The 13378-nt window shown below is 62.3% G+C and carries 13 protein-coding genes and 1 pseudogene; 7 read left to right on the top strand and 7 right to left on the bottom strand.

Features of this window, described 5'->3' with window-relative positions; all coding sequences use genetic code 11:
- Nucleotides 1-7: 7 nt before the first annotated feature.
- A pseudogene (locus tag J5837_RS00075) lies at nucleotides 8-1246 on the bottom strand (polyhydroxyalkanoate depolymerase); the annotation flags it as partial.
- 80 nt (nucleotides 1247-1326) lie between these two features.
- On the bottom strand, nucleotides 1327-1917 hold the full coding sequence (locus tag J5837_RS00070; protein WP_210534691.1) for a class I SAM-dependent DNA methyltransferase: 591 nt from the start codon (nucleotides 1915-1917) through the stop codon (nucleotides 1327-1329).
- 229 nt (nucleotides 1918-2146) lie between these two features.
- Between J5837_RS00070 and J5837_RS00065 the strand changes: the two genes are divergently transcribed.
- A complete protein-coding gene (locus J5837_RS00065) occupies nucleotides 2147-2569 on the top strand; it encodes a CopD family protein (RefSeq protein WP_210534690.1) in 423 nt (140 codons plus the stop codon).
- Between the two features lie 41 nt (nucleotides 2570-2610).
- Here the strand turns inward: J5837_RS00065 and J5837_RS00060 are convergent, their stop codons facing one another.
- Entirely contained in the window at nucleotides 2611-3207 is a 597-nt protein-coding gene (locus J5837_RS00060; protein ID WP_210534689.1) for a GNAT family N-acetyltransferase, read from the bottom strand.
- A 367-nt stretch (nucleotides 3208-3574) separates the two neighbouring features.
- Here J5837_RS00060 and J5837_RS00055 point away from each other — a divergent pair, with 367 nt between their 5' ends.
- Entirely contained in the window at nucleotides 3575-6574 is a 3000-nt protein-coding gene (locus J5837_RS00055; RefSeq protein WP_210534688.1) for an autotransporter family protein, read from the top strand.
- Between the two features lie 70 nt (nucleotides 6575-6644).
- On the opposite strand, the gene J5837_RS00050 is transcribed toward J5837_RS00055, so the two are convergent.
- Nucleotides 6645-7013 (bottom strand): helix-turn-helix domain-containing protein, encoded by a 369-nt coding sequence (locus tag J5837_RS00050; RefSeq protein WP_210534687.1) that lies wholly within the window; start codon nucleotides 7011-7013, stop codon nucleotides 6645-6647.
- A gap of 292 nt (nucleotides 7014-7305) precedes the next feature.
- Here J5837_RS00050 and J5837_RS00045 point away from each other — a divergent pair, with 292 nt between their 5' ends.
- The 5 genes from J5837_RS00045 (at nucleotide 7306) to J5837_RS00025 (ending at nucleotide 11506) form a co-directional block, all read left to right on the top strand.
- Complete coding sequence (locus tag J5837_RS00045) at nucleotides 7306-8571, top strand: HlyD family secretion protein (RefSeq protein WP_210534686.1); 1266 nt, start codon at nucleotides 7306-7308, stop codon at nucleotides 8569-8571.
- Nucleotides 8572-8636: 65 nt separating this feature from the next.
- Nucleotides 8637-8783 (top strand): hypothetical protein, encoded by a 147-nt coding sequence (locus J5837_RS00040; RefSeq protein WP_210534685.1) that lies wholly within the window; start codon nucleotides 8637-8639, stop codon nucleotides 8781-8783.
- A 1-nt stretch (nucleotide 8784) separates the two neighbouring features.
- Nucleotides 8785-8937 carry a hypothetical protein gene (locus J5837_RS00035; RefSeq protein WP_210534684.1) on the top strand — a complete coding sequence of 51 codons (153 nt, stop codon included), beginning with the start codon at nucleotides 8785-8787 and terminating at the stop codon, nucleotides 8935-8937.
- A gap of 105 nt (nucleotides 8938-9042) precedes the next feature.
- Nucleotides 9043-9306 (top strand): hypothetical protein, encoded by a 264-nt coding sequence (locus tag J5837_RS00030; RefSeq protein ID WP_210534683.1) that lies wholly within the window; start codon nucleotides 9043-9045, stop codon nucleotides 9304-9306.
- Between the two features lie 91 nt (nucleotides 9307-9397).
- Entirely contained in the window at nucleotides 9398-11506 is a 2109-nt protein-coding gene (locus J5837_RS00025) for a peptidase domain-containing ABC transporter (protein ID WP_210534682.1), read from the top strand.
- Nucleotides 11507-11702: 196 nt separating this feature from the next.
- Here the strand turns inward: J5837_RS00025 and J5837_RS00020 are convergent, their stop codons facing one another.
- The 3 genes from J5837_RS00020 to J5837_RS00010 form a co-directional block, all read right to left on the bottom strand.
- Nucleotides 11703-12086 carry a tautomerase family protein gene (locus J5837_RS00020; protein WP_210534681.1) on the bottom strand — a complete coding sequence of 128 codons (384 nt, stop codon included), beginning with the start codon at nucleotides 12084-12086 and terminating at the stop codon, nucleotides 11703-11705.
- An 88-nt stretch (nucleotides 12087-12174) separates the two neighbouring features.
- On the bottom strand, nucleotides 12175-12582 hold the full coding sequence (locus J5837_RS00015) for a GFA family protein (RefSeq protein WP_484573292.1): 408 nt from the start codon (nucleotides 12580-12582) through the stop codon (nucleotides 12175-12177).
- Between the two features lie 44 nt (nucleotides 12583-12626).
- Nucleotides 12627-12896, bottom strand: coding sequence for a hypothetical protein (locus tag J5837_RS00010; protein WP_210534679.1), 270 nt, complete (start codon nucleotides 12894-12896; stop codon nucleotides 12627-12629).
- Between the last annotated feature and the right edge of the window lie 482 nt (nucleotides 12897-13378).

Raw genomic sequence — 13378 nt, 5'->3', positions numbered from 1 at the left:
AACCGGCATATTTCGCGATGAAATCCCGCACCTGCGGATAGACCACGTCGCGCCAGCGGCGGCCGCTGAAGATGCCGTAGTGGCCCGCGCCTTCCACGGTCAGGTGCTGGTGCTTCGCCTTCGGGATGCCGGTACACAGTTCGTGCGCGGCGGCGGTCTGGCCGAGGCCGGAAATGTCGTCCAGCTCGCCTTCGATGCTCATCAGCGCGGTCTTGCGGATCGCCGCCGGATCGACCTTCTCGCCCCTGACCTTCCACCTGCCGCGCGGCAGCAGGAATTCCTGGAACACGGTGCGGATGGTGTCCAGGTAATACTCGGCCGGCATGTCCAGCACCGCGTTGTATTCGTCGTAGAAGCGGCGATGCCCTTCCGCGTCCTGCAGGTCGCCCTTGACCAGGTCCGAATAGAAATCCCAGTGCGACATGAAGTGGCGGCTGGGATTCATCGCGATGAAGCCGGCATGCTGCAGGAAGCCCGGATAGACCTTGCGGCCCTCGCCCGGATAGTTCGCCGGCACGGTGTGGATCACATGGTTCTCGAACCACGCCAGCGGATTGCGCGTGGCCAGGCTGTTGACCGAAGTGGGGCTTTTGCGCGCGTCGATCGGTCCGCCCATCATCACCAGCGAACGCGGCGTGGCTTCGCCGCGCCCGGCCATCAGCGACACGGCGGCCAGCACCGGCACGGTCGGCTGACACACGCTGATCACGTGCAGCTTGTCCGCGCCGATGTGGCGGATGAATTCCTCGACGTAGGCGATGTAGTCGTCCAGGCCGAAGCCGCCGTCGGCCAGCGGCACCATGCGCGCATCGACCCAGTCGGTCACGTAGACCTTGTGGTCGCGCAGCAGGGTCTTGACGGTGTCGCGCAACAGGGTGGCGTGGTGGCCGGACAGCGGCGCGACCACCAGCACCGACGGGTCGTCCTTCAGCGCGGCGATGTTCTTCGCGTCGTCGGTGTAGCGCTTGAAGCGCAGCAGCCGGCAGAACGGCTTGCGCAGCACTTCCTGTTCCACCACCGGCGTGATCACGCCATTGGTTTCCACCTGGTGGATGCCCCACTCGGGCTTTTCGTAGTCCTTGCCGAGGCGATGCAGCAGTTCGTTATAGGCGGAAACGCGCTCGGCGCCGGGCAGGGTCGACAGCCAGCTGCTGGGATCGGAAAAGATCTTCGCGTTGGCCTCGGCCAGGTGCACCCACGGGGCCATCCAGTGGCGGTTGAGTTCATGCCATTGGTAAAGCAGCATCGTTCAGGTTTCCGGATGCGATATTGCGGCGCAGCATACCGCAAAGCGCCCCCTTCCGGACCGCGGATTGGTCGAATGGTTCAGCCTTCCAGCGCAGCCATTTCCCCGGCCAGCCGGGCCGAGAGCCAGCAGTGCGAACCCGCTGAGCGCAGGCCCTGGGCGGCGAACTGGCGCCGGTACCAGGCGGCGGGGCGGGCTTGGAAGCCGTCGTGGTCGCCTTCGAATTCGTCTTCGCGGGCGAAAGTCTCGAGGAAGGCCACGCCGGCGCACAGTTCGGCCAGGCCCGGCAGGCCCCGTCGCAGTTCGGCGGACGGCAGGTAGTGCAGCACGTCGCTGCATACCAGCAGGTCGACCGGCGGGCAGGGACGCAAGTACTCGAAATCGCCGAAACGCGCGAAGTGCAGGTTGCGTTTCGCGCCGTGACGGGCGATCGCGTATTCGCTGCTGTCGAAGCCGAGGTAGCGCAGCTTCGGCCGCAGCTTCAGCAGCGGCGCACGCCACGCGCCTTCGCCGCAGCCGATGTCGAGCACCGTACGCACCGGACGTTCGAGGTAGTACTCGGCGCAGGCCACCGCCAGCGCCACCTTGCGCGCGAGCCGTTGCGGCCCGCCGATGTCGCCGTGGCGGTACCAGCGCTGGAAGTAACGTTCGTCGTATTGCTTGGTGGACACGGCAATCGGGTATTCGTGTTGGAAACGCGAGAAGCGTACCGCGCTTTTGTCCGAGAGCCCGCTTTTGGTTCGTCATCCCGGCGAAAGCCGGGACCCAGCTCTTGCTTTGCTCGTGCTTCGATTCGCAAGGCATCAAATGCCGGGTCCCGGCTTTCGCCCGGATGACGGTTGAAACATGACGGCTGCGGAAGGGTATCCTCTCGCACTTCGTCATCAATCCGCGAACGCCATGCAAGCCTACTTCTGGGTCAAGACCGCGCACCTCGTCTTCGTCATGGCCTGGATGGGTGGCGTGTTCTACCTGCCGCGCATCCTGGTCAACCTGGCCGAAAGCGCGGGCAACCTGGAAGTGCAGGCGCGGCTGGCCCTGATGGGGCGGCGGCTGTACCGCTTCGGCCACATCATGTTCGGGCTGGCGTTCCTGATGGGCCTGGTGCTGTGGCTGGGCTTCCACGTCAGCGGCGGCTGGTTGCACGCCAAGCTGGCCCTGGTGGTGCTGATGCTGGCGCACTACACCGTGGCGGGGCGCTGGCTGAAGGGCCTGGACAAGGGACGCGCGCTGCCCTCGGCGAAAACGCTGCGCTGGTTCAACGAATTGCCGGTGCTGTTGCTGGTGGCGATCGTTTACCTGGTGCTGGCCAAGCCGTTCTGATCCCGTAACTAGGTGGGCCCGATCGGTCGGCCCATCCATCGTCATGCCTGCGTGCGCCTCGGTTTGCGCAGCATCGGAAAAATGGGCGGCGATGTTCCCGCCTGGATGGTGCCCAGCAATTCGAACCCGTGTCGCTCGTAGAACGGGATGTTCCTGGGGTTGCTGGACTCCAGATAGGCCAGCGCTCCGTCGCGATCGCACGGGACAAGCGCGTGTCGCATCAACGCCGCTCCGTAGCCTTGGCCCTGCCGGAACGGATCGACGCCAATGAACGGCAGGAACCAATGCGGTTCCTGCGGGTGATAGCGGGCCATCTGTTCGAAGAGGGCGGACAGGTCCTTCTGGACCGGACCGTGCCCCGTGCGTTGCAGCAAATCGGCCAACTCGTCTTCGTCAGGACCGACCCCCGGAGGCAGCCACATTGCCGCGCCTGCGTAGCTGTCGACATGGCACGCACCTCCATGCGAAAGCGCCTTGCCTCCGAGCGCCTTCACGAGGTCGGGGAAATGCCGCAGGTATTGCCCAGGATCGGGCCACGTCCAGCGCGCCGCGGGGTCCGCGCTGAATGCCAGGGTCATCACGGCGACAAATGACGCCTCATCGGAAACGGTAGCGGTACCGAGGGTATGGTTCGTCATGTCGGCCTCGTTCGGGGCTCCAGGGCTTGATATGCCCGGTGCGGGCGGCGCAGAGGAAGGGCCATCTTGAATTCGCCGATGCAAATGCGGCGCGAAGATTCGAACAAAGCGGGTTTTTCGCTCGCCATGCCTGCGACGCGCAACAGCACGAAACGTGCATGACGGACGTCACTGTTCCCTCACGGCCTTGGCGATTGCATTCGTTCGGACGTCGCAAACTGTTGCAACAGCGCCGTGCCTCATCTATTTAGTGACCGATCTCGATGCGGAACGCGTTTCGTCGAAGTCGGAAGGTCTGTCGTATCCGAATCGCATTCCCGGATTTCAATCGCGCACGTGCAAGCAATTTCCAGGATGAGGATTGCCCATGTCCGTTTCGAAGCGTTGGCTCTCTGCCTGCATTACCCGGATCCTGCACCACGGCACGTCCGGTCTCGTGAGCGGTATCGCGCTGGGACTGCCGTTCGCTGCGCAGGCCGAATGCGACCTTACCGCTCCGGCCAGCGGCCAGACCGTCACCTGCACTGCCGCTGCCCCCAATCCCAGTACAACCGCCATCGCCGCCGCCGGCAGTACCGGCGTGACCGTCAATGTCGCCAGTGGCGCCGCGCTGGACATTGCGGCGGGGCCGGCAGTGCAGTTGGGCGACCAGGGGCGGGTCAACAATGACGGCAGCCTTCTCGCGCAGGGCGGGGCGGGTGTGCTGTTCACGGGTAGCCTCGGCAGCACGCTGATCAACCGCGGCAACATCACCGGCGCCGGTATCGGTGTCGGCTTCGGCGCGGGCAACGACCGCATGGAGATGCTTGCCGGGCGGATCGTCGGCGCGGTGACGCAAGGCGACGGCGATGATGTGCTGCTGCTTGAAGGCGGCCAACTGGATGCTGTTGACCAGGGCGCCGGCGCCGATCGCATGACGGTCAACGGTGGCGGTGTCACCGGCACCGTGCAGCAAGGCGGCGGCGTGGACGATTTCGTGATGAGCGGCGGCGAGGTCGGCGCGTTGCTGCAGGGCGACAACCTGGACACGTTCCGCATGAGCGGCGGACGCATCGTCGGCGCTTTCGAGGACGGCGACTACGCCGAGATGACCGGGGGACGCATCGGCCGGGTCAACATGAAGCTGGACGACAATACCTTCGACATGTCCGGCGGCACCATCGACGGCAACCTGGTCACCGGTTTCGGCAACGACACGATCCGCCTGAGCGATGGTTACATCGGCGGCAACATTAGCGTCAGCGGCGGCAACGACAACGTCAGCGTCAGCGGTAGCATCGTGCGCGGCGAAGTGCGCATCAGCAGCGGCGACGACACGTTCTCGTGGAACGGCGGTGGCGTGATCTATGGCGCGGTCGACCTGGGTGACGGCACCGACAGCGCAACGCTGGCCAGCCTGAATCGATCGCATCTAGGCGCGACGCCGGGCATCCTCGGCGGTCTCGGCAGCGACACGCTCAACTTCGACAACGTCAGCACCGACGGCGTCGCCCGCTTCCAGCAGTGGGAAACGGTGAACGCACGCGACGACACCGAACTGACCTTCGACGGCGACCTGGTGCTGGGCGATTCGGGCAGCGGGACCGGCAGCCTGATGGTCGACCCAACCAGCACGTTGTTCGCGGGCAATGGGGCGAACGCCTCGATTCGCGCTTTCGACGCCGGCCAACTGGCCACCGTGCTCAATGGCGGGCGCATCGATTTGACCAATGGAAGCTCTGGTGCCACCGATCGTTTCACCATCGCCGGCAACTACATCGGCAACAACGCCGCGGTGTATCTGCAAACCGTGCTTGGCGACGACAGTTCAGCGTCGGATCGGCTGGTGATTTCCGGCGGCAATGCCAGCGGCGGCACCGGCTTGGGCATCGTCAACCTGGGCGGAACGGGCGGCGCCACCGTGCTGGACGGCATCCTCGTGGTCGAAGCCATCGATGGCGCCACTTCGACCGGCGATGCCTTCGCGTTGACTGCGCCGGTCGCGGCGGGAGCGTTCGAATATTTCCTGTTCAAGGGCGGCGTCAGCGCGGGCACGGCCGAGAACTGGTACCTGCGATCGGCCCTGGCGGTCGCTCCTGAGCCGCCCGCGCCGGCACCGGCGCCGGATCCCCTGGAGCCCACACCCACCATGCCTCCGCCGGCACCACCCGAGCCGCCGGCAACTCCGCCGCCCGCTCTGCCGCCTCCGCCTTCGCTGGAAACGCCGGACGATCCCGATCCGGAAGTGCCGCCTGCGCCGCCGCCAGCTCCGCCGTCCGAACCGCCGCCCGCGGAGCCGCCGTCGCCGCCGCCCGCCGAGCCACCGTTAGCGATGGATCCCGCACCGGTGCCAAGTCAATCGACAGCTCCATCTCCTCCCACTCCCGGCGCTATTGCGGCAACCGCAAACGATCAAGGCGTGATTCCGCTCTATCGCGTCGAGACGCCGACCTACGCAGTCGTGCCACCGGTCGTGCATCAGCTGTCGCTCGCAAGCCTGGGCACCTTCCACGAGCGCCAGGGCGAACAAATGCTGCTGCAGGGCGATGGCGCCGCGCGTGCGGCATGGGTTCGCGCGATCGGCCAGGACACCGAGCAGCATTGGCGCGGCACGGTGGCACCGGTCTTCGACGGTTCCATTACGGGGCTGCAGATCGGTGTGGACATCTACGCGCACGAAGGCGACAACCGGCGCGATCACTTCGGCCTGTTCGTGGGCCGCACCCGTGCCGATGGCGATGTGCGCGGCTTCGCCCTGGGCTGGAACAACCTGACCGTCGGCAAGACCGAGCTCGACGACGATCACCTCGGCCTGTACTGGTCGCGCATCGGGGAACAAGGTGGCTACCTGGATGCCGTTTTGCTGGGCAGCCGCTACGACGGCAAGTCCACGTCCTCGCGCGGGCTGGGCATCGACCTGAAAGGCGACGGCCTAACCGCGTCCCTCGAAATCGGCCGTCCCGTGCGTTGGCGCGAAGGCGGACGCTGGGCGCTGGAGCCGCAGGCGCAGGTCGTCTGGCAACGTGTGTCCTTCGACAGGCAGCACGATGCTTTCGCCGATGTCGCTTTCGATTCGGACAACGCGCTCACCGGCCGTGTCGGCTTGCGGCTGTCGGCCGACTACGCCACGGCGCGCGGATCATGGCAGCCGTACCTGAAGCTCAACTACTGGCGCGGCTTCGGTGGCCAGGACGAGGTTCGTTTCGACGCCGACCGCATCGTCACGCAGCAGAAATACAACGCGGTCGAATTCGGTGCTGGGCTGGTCGCGAAGTTCGACGAGCATGCCAGTTTCTATCTGGCCGTCGACTACACCTCCGACACCGGCGACGAAGGTCTGGACCGCGAAACCGTCGAGGGTAATCTGGGGCTGCGCGTGGCTTGGTAGTGAGGGCGCCCGGTAATCCGTGGCGCGCTTTGCCGGCGGCGATCGTTCATCGGATGCTGACGAAACCGTCCTAGTCGGATGATATGGATTTCCGGCCCGCAAGGCTCTGGACGGAGTCGACGATGCGCATGCGGTCGTGGCGGGAAATGTTCCGGAATGCTCTTAGCAGGCGCAGTTCCAAGGGATCGAACACCGTTTCCGTCACGGTGTCCAGGGCATGGACTTCATCCGGGGGCGAGTCCCTCTTCACCGGTCCGCGTCCAGTTGCGAGCCATTCGAAATTGACGCGAGTGACTTGTGCGATACGTTGAAGGCGCTTCGTGGCGGGAGCGACATTGTCGCTTTCCCAATTGGCAACCGCACCGCGGGTAACGCCCAGACGCGTCGCCAGCTCCCGCTGGGACATGCCTGCGCTGCGTCTCGCGGCACGAATGCGCATGGCAAACTCCATTTTCACCCCTGCTTCGTCCTTGCGCCACTGTATTTGCAATGCAAGTTAATGCGATACCCCTCGTGCGGCAAGATCAAACACCGCATCTGAGATTTTCTGGTTGCAAGCAATATTGACTGCAACTTGTAGAGTTCAGCTTGCGACAGACGATAAGCAATTGATTTGCTTGTGACGCATTTGTAGGAAAAGTCACATTGCGTCGGTTTCGAAGGAAGGCGTCGCTTGACGCGAGTTTGATTTTTACCGACAAAGCCTGCAAGGACGATTTGGGCAGGCAGCAATGACGCAGGGACTGTTCCGCAAGGAAGTGCTGGAGGCAAAGCGCACGAGCTGGCTAGGTGGCATTTCGCTTGCCCAGCCAATAGGGCTTTGGGTTCTCACGGGTGTCGCTGCAGCAGTTGCGTCAACGATTGTTCTCTTCCTCGCGCTCGGTACCTATACGCGGCGTTCTCATGTGGTCGGCCAGCTGGTGCCCGATCGGGGCCTGTCCACCGTCGTTGCGCCCACGGCAGGCATCGTGGGGCGCCTTTATCAGGAAGAAGGCGCACAAGTCGGTGCGGGCTCACCGTTGGCCAGGATCGACGTGCCGCGAGTCACGGCATCAGGGAGCGACGCACTGGCCGTTATTCGAGAGGGCTTGCGAACCCGCAGCAGCAGCCTAGTAGATTTGGGTCGCTCGCAGGTGACGCAGATAGATGTCCAGATGGCCGGGGCGGTGCGCCAACTGACTGCGGCCCGCCGGGAACTGGCCCAGATCGAGAATGAAATCACCAGCCGTCGCGAGCAGGTGCGCATCGGCAACGAGACCGTGTCCCGCTACAAGAGTGTGGCCGAGCAGAAGTACGTCAGCCAGGTGTCGCTGGCTCAGCAGCAGCAGTCAGTGCTGGACCTGCTCAATGCACAGCAGGCATTGGAGCGCCAGGCTACCTCTTTACGACGCAACATCGCACAATTGGAACAGTCGATACACGAATTGCCGACTCAGCGGGATGCATCGCTGGCGGCCACGCGTCGTGATCTGGCAGCGCTAGATCAGGAGCGCGTGCAGCAAGAGGCCAATGGAGAATTGCGCGTCGATGCGCCTGTGGGCGGTCTGGTTGCCAGTCGTTTGGCGGAACCGGGGCAGGCAGTGCAGGCAGGTCAGCCGCTGATGACTCTATTGCCGTCCAATTCGAAGTTGCAGGCCCAGCTGCTTGTGCCGAGCCGTGCCATCGGCTTCGTCGAACCTGGCGATAAGGTGTTCCTGCGATATCAAGCCTATCCGTACCAGAAGTTCGGACACTACCAGGGACAAGTGGTAAGGATCAGCCGCAGCGCCTTGGGCTCCGGCGAGTTGGGCGCATTGATCGGCAACGCGGACTTCAGCGAGCCGTTCTATCGCATCACCGTATCGCTGGCGAAGCAGGCGGTGACAGCCTATGGCAAGCCGGAACCGTTGAAGCCGGGGATGCTGGTAGATGCAGACATCTTGGGCGAGAAACGCCGATTAATTGAATGGGTGTTCGAGCCCCTGTACTCATTAAAGGGGAAATTCGCCAATGTATGAATGGAAATTGTTAGGTGTAATCCTAGCCCCAGGCACAGGGAATGTGTCTCTATTGGAGAAGTAAGATGCGTGACCTTAATGAGCATGAAGTTTCCATCGTTGATGGTGGCAATGCCGCCCTATTAGCTGGGTTGGCATTTGTCTACTACGAGCGGAACAATATCAGAGACTTCTTTGATGGCTTCCTTGATGGATTTGACCCGGAGAATTGAGATGAAGAAAGAAATCCAGGAACTTAGTTCTTTCGAGGTTGACCAGGTTTCCGGCGGTGATGAAATGACCTATGAATGGGGAAGCTGGCTGGGAAGGGCGCTTAGGGGTGCCCTTGAGTCAATGCCTGCTCTGCCGACGACTTATATCAATTAGAGCTGGCGTGGCTGTAGATCGGGATTCCATGACGTAGCTGTTTTATGCCATCCGGGAGCGATTCCCGGATGGCGAGTTCTGGGATTTTGATTTCTGGAGATGAAAATGACGAGTCAAAAACGAAGCCTGATTTCGGTCGGTCTTTTTACATTAGGTATTGTGGCGGAACGGCTAGGTTCAGGTGCTACAGGGTGGTATGGAATGGCGGGCTTCTTTCTCCTGGCTCTTGCGGTAAAGGTTGATATAGGGTCGGGTCAATATTCGAAAGATCCTGAGATCTCGTCCTTTCGTCGCGCGTTTGTCCTCGTTCTATTTGCGCTGGGGTTATTTTCGCTTGTGGCAAGCGTTGTCATTTGGCAGGAGCGCTAGCACGAGTTGCGGCGGACATTGCACATGCCGGTGAAGCGTGGTCGATATTCATTCTGACGCGCGTACGGCGAGGTGAAGATCGTCATACGTCATGAAACTCATTTTGCAATCCGAAGCGGCCGAATGCGGCTTAGTGTCTCTGGCCATGGTTGCCGATGCACATGGGATACGTGTCGGGCTGCCGGATATACGCCGTCGCTTCTCGTTGTCGCTGAAGGGCGCAAAGCTCAACCAGTTGATTCATATCGCCCAGCAGCTAGGTTTTTCCACCCGTCCGTTGCGGTTGGAAATGGAACACTTGGGGCAACTCAAATTGCCCTGCGTGCTGCATTGGGATCTGAATCACTTCGTCGTGCTGGCCAAGGTCGGCAAGTCGAAGGTCACGATCTTCGATCCGGCCATCGGCGAACGCCGGCTTTCGCTTTCCGAGGTCTCCGACCACTTCACCGGCGTGGCGCTGGAACTGGCGCCCACTGCCGAATTCAATCCGCAGAAGGCGACGCCTGCCGTTACCGCCCGGCAATTGACAGGCCCCGTAGATGGCTTGTGGCGCGCATTGACGCAAATCCTGCTGCTGTCGGTGGCCTTGCAGGTCTTCGTCATCCTGGCCCCGTTCTTCATGCAATGGGTCGTGGATCAGGTGCTGGTGTCAGCCGACAAGGATCTGCTGACCGTGCTGGGATTGGGCTTCGGACTGGCATTGCTGTCGCAGATCGGCATCGGCCTGCTGCGCGGCTGGTCGGTGGTGTACCTCTCGTCGAAGCTCGGCCTGCAATGGACGGGCAACGTCTTCGCCCATCTGCTGAAGCTGCCGCTGGATTTCTTCGAGAAGCGCCATCTGGGCGACATTACCTCGCGGATGTCGTCCGTGCAGGCCATCCAGAAGACCCTGACCACCAGTTTCGTCGAAGCCATGATCGATGGATTGATGGCCGTGGTCACACTGGGGCTGATGCTGTTCTACAGCTGGAAGCTGGCCTTGGTCACCTTGCTGGCGGTGGGGCTATACGTCGCCATCCGCGCCGTTGCCTTCCGTCCTGTCCGCGACCGCACCGAGCAGCAGCTGATCGCCGGGGCCAAGCAACAAAGCCATCTGCTGGAATCCTTGCGCGGCATGCAGAGCGTCAAGGTGGCCGGGCAGGAATCCCAACGCCGCGCGACCTACGACAACCTGATGACCGAGACCGTCAATCAGGAGGTTCGGCTGGCGCGCATGGGCTTGGGTTTTAGCAGTGCCAGCCAACTGGTCTTCGGCGCCGAACGCATCGCTGTGATCTGGATCGGCGCGGTGCTGGCCCTGCAGAATGTGTTCTCGGTGGGCATGCTGATCGCCTACCTGGCTTACAAAGACCAGTTCGCCCAGCGCATGGGCGCGTTGATCGACAAATGGGTCGAGTTTCGCATGTTGCGCCTGCACGGCGAACGCCTCTCCGACATCGTGTTGACCCCGCCGGAGGAGGCACTGGGCAGGCCGGAAGTCCCACCGCCGGCCGACACCCGCATCGCGGTGGAAAACCTGTCGTTCCGTTATGCCGACGGCGAACCGTGGGTGTTGAAGGATTGCAGCTTCACCGTGGAGTCGGGTGAGTCCGTCGCCGTGATTGGCCCATCGGGATGCGGCAAAACCACCTTGGTCAAATTGATGCTGGGTCTCCTGCAGCCGACGACAGGCAGCGTCAGTGTCGGCGGCTACGATTTGCGCAAGATCGGGCCGCGCAATGTCCGGGCCATCGTGGGTGCGGTGATGCAGGACGACCAACTGTTCGCTGGCAGCATCGCAGACAACATCGGCTTCTTCGATCCGGACTTCGATCAGGGCCGTGTCGAAGCGGCTGCGCGGCTGGCGGCCGTCCATGACGAGATCGCCGCGATGCCGATGGGCTACCACAGCCTGATCGGCGACATGGGCAGCTCGCTATCGGGCGGGCAGAAGCAGCGGGTCATTCTGGCCAGGGCGTTGTATCGCGAGCCCAGGTTGCTGTTCCTCGACGAGGCTACCAGCCATCTGGATGTGATGAGGGAACGGCTGGTAAACGATGCGGTGAAAGCGCTGAGATTGACCAAGGTCATCGTGGCCCATCGTCCCGAGACCATTGCCAGTGCGGATCGAGTGCTGGTAATGGAACAAGGGCGGATCGTTCGGGAGATGCGGCACCACGTTCGGAGCCAGCAGCCGGGGCTGGCTGAAGCCGCTACATAGCCGCAAGCGACGAGTCCGAGGGTCAGCGTCGCGGCGCCACGGTCCCGACCAAGCGCGCTGGCTTGAACGAAGCGCCATAGGAGCGTCAGGGCAAAGCATCCAAGGCTTTCCGACACCCATCCGTGATCTGTGCCGGCGAGTGCGGTGCCGGAAAACTCAGGCGACGAGGATATATCTCATGGCGTGGGGCCGGGATTCACTGCACGTGGATCTGGCGTCCGCCGGCGAAAGCCCAGTTCTCCCATGTCGTTTCCTTGAAGACGACCATCACGTTCTCAGGGTTGTGCCCAGCAGACGATAGGCTGTCCATGAGGTGGTTCAGGAACTGTCGCTTCACCTTGACGCTACGGCCGGCGGACAGAAGGATCTCGATAAGGATGAAGTCGTCCGTTCTTCGGCCCTGTACGTCCGGGTAAGTCCGATCGAAGCGGAAGTCTTCCGCAGGCAGTTCGAGTACGCGGTGGAATCGATCGGCTTCGGGAACCCCGATGCTGACCAATGCCGCGTGGACGGCGGCGAGCACGGTGTCCTTGAATTCGACGGACTTCGGCCGGAGAACTGTTACGGTCACGAGTGGCATGCTGGGGCTCCTGTGAGGCCTAGTGTGCGGATTGAGCGCCGCTACGAAGCGGCTTGTAATGAGTTGCCAGGCTGTGTCTCGTTACTCCTCACTGCGCGCCTGGAAGCGCCACATGCTCGGCAAGCGGCGTAGCGAGCTTCGCCCAAGCGGGACGGTGTCCGGTGAAGATGGCCTCCCGTGGCTGGAAGAGCGTCGGGTCGTCAAGCGTGCCGACGTAGATGGTCACCAGATCGGGCGCCGACTCGGGAGTGCCGAAGAGCAGGCTGCCGCATTCAGGACAGAAGTTGCGGAGCGCTTGCAGGCCGCTGCCGCCCTTTGTGCATGACTGTTTTATCGGCCCGGAGACGGTGAAGGAAGTCTTGGGCACGCCGAGGACGGGGACGCCGCCAGTCCCCGACGTTCGCTGGCAGTCGCGGCAATGGCAAATGGCGGAAAACAGCATCGGACCAGCCGATTGGTACTGGACCGCCCCGCACAAGCATCTGCCCGTGAGCATTCGGCTGTCTCCTGAAATGCTTGTCAGCGGCCTAACGTTAGCACTTACCGCCAGAAGCGCATGACGATTGCCGCCAGTACCAAGCCCGCGCCAACGATGGATGCGTAGCGGCCGTTTGCATCTGGAGCGGTCTTGCCGAAACCATTTTTGTAAACGCCAAATGCCATGAGGGAGAAACCAATCCCGGCCAGCAGGTCGCGCGTTTGTTGTCCGTAGAAGATGAAGTCAACAACCCGAATGGCGCCAAATACCACAAATAGGACGAGCACTAGCTTGGATGAACTGCTTATGGGTGTTTTACGGATTGAGTTCATCGGGATTCTTGTTGTGAGTGCTAACGCCGGAACTAGACCTGCACGCGGAGCGGCTTTGGTTCGAATGAATGGCGAAACCCCAGCCCGCTCACGGAGTGATCGTCATCTCTACTGTGACGGGGTATGCATTGCCCCATTGGGTGGGGTACGGCGGCACAGGGAGTTCGCTGGCCCCAAACTTCTCTGCGAAGCAACGAGACACGGGAGTAACGGGCTCGACCTCTATCCCGGAGAGATGGCCGGAGGCGTCAACATAGCCAACGAGGGCAAATTTTCCGGTACGCCCGTCAGCAGGTGAGCCTGGAGGAACACAGGCAAGCATTGCTGATTGGATAGCCGGGGCCAAAGCCCCGTCATAAGCTTTGCCCTCGGGAGTTGCAATTGCCTTGTTGCCAGCGGCCACTCGCGCCGAAAGGTCTCCGCCTGAGGCATCGCATGAAGCGAATAGCAATAAAATGATGGCGACGTATCTCATAGTCCTG

The sequence above is a fragment of the Pseudoxanthomonas helianthi genome (assembly GCF_017939625.1).
GTDB lineage: Bacteria > Pseudomonadota > Gammaproteobacteria > Xanthomonadales > Xanthomonadaceae > Pseudoxanthomonas_A > Pseudoxanthomonas_A helianthi.
This window is presented reverse-complemented; position numbering and strand designations above follow the sequence as displayed.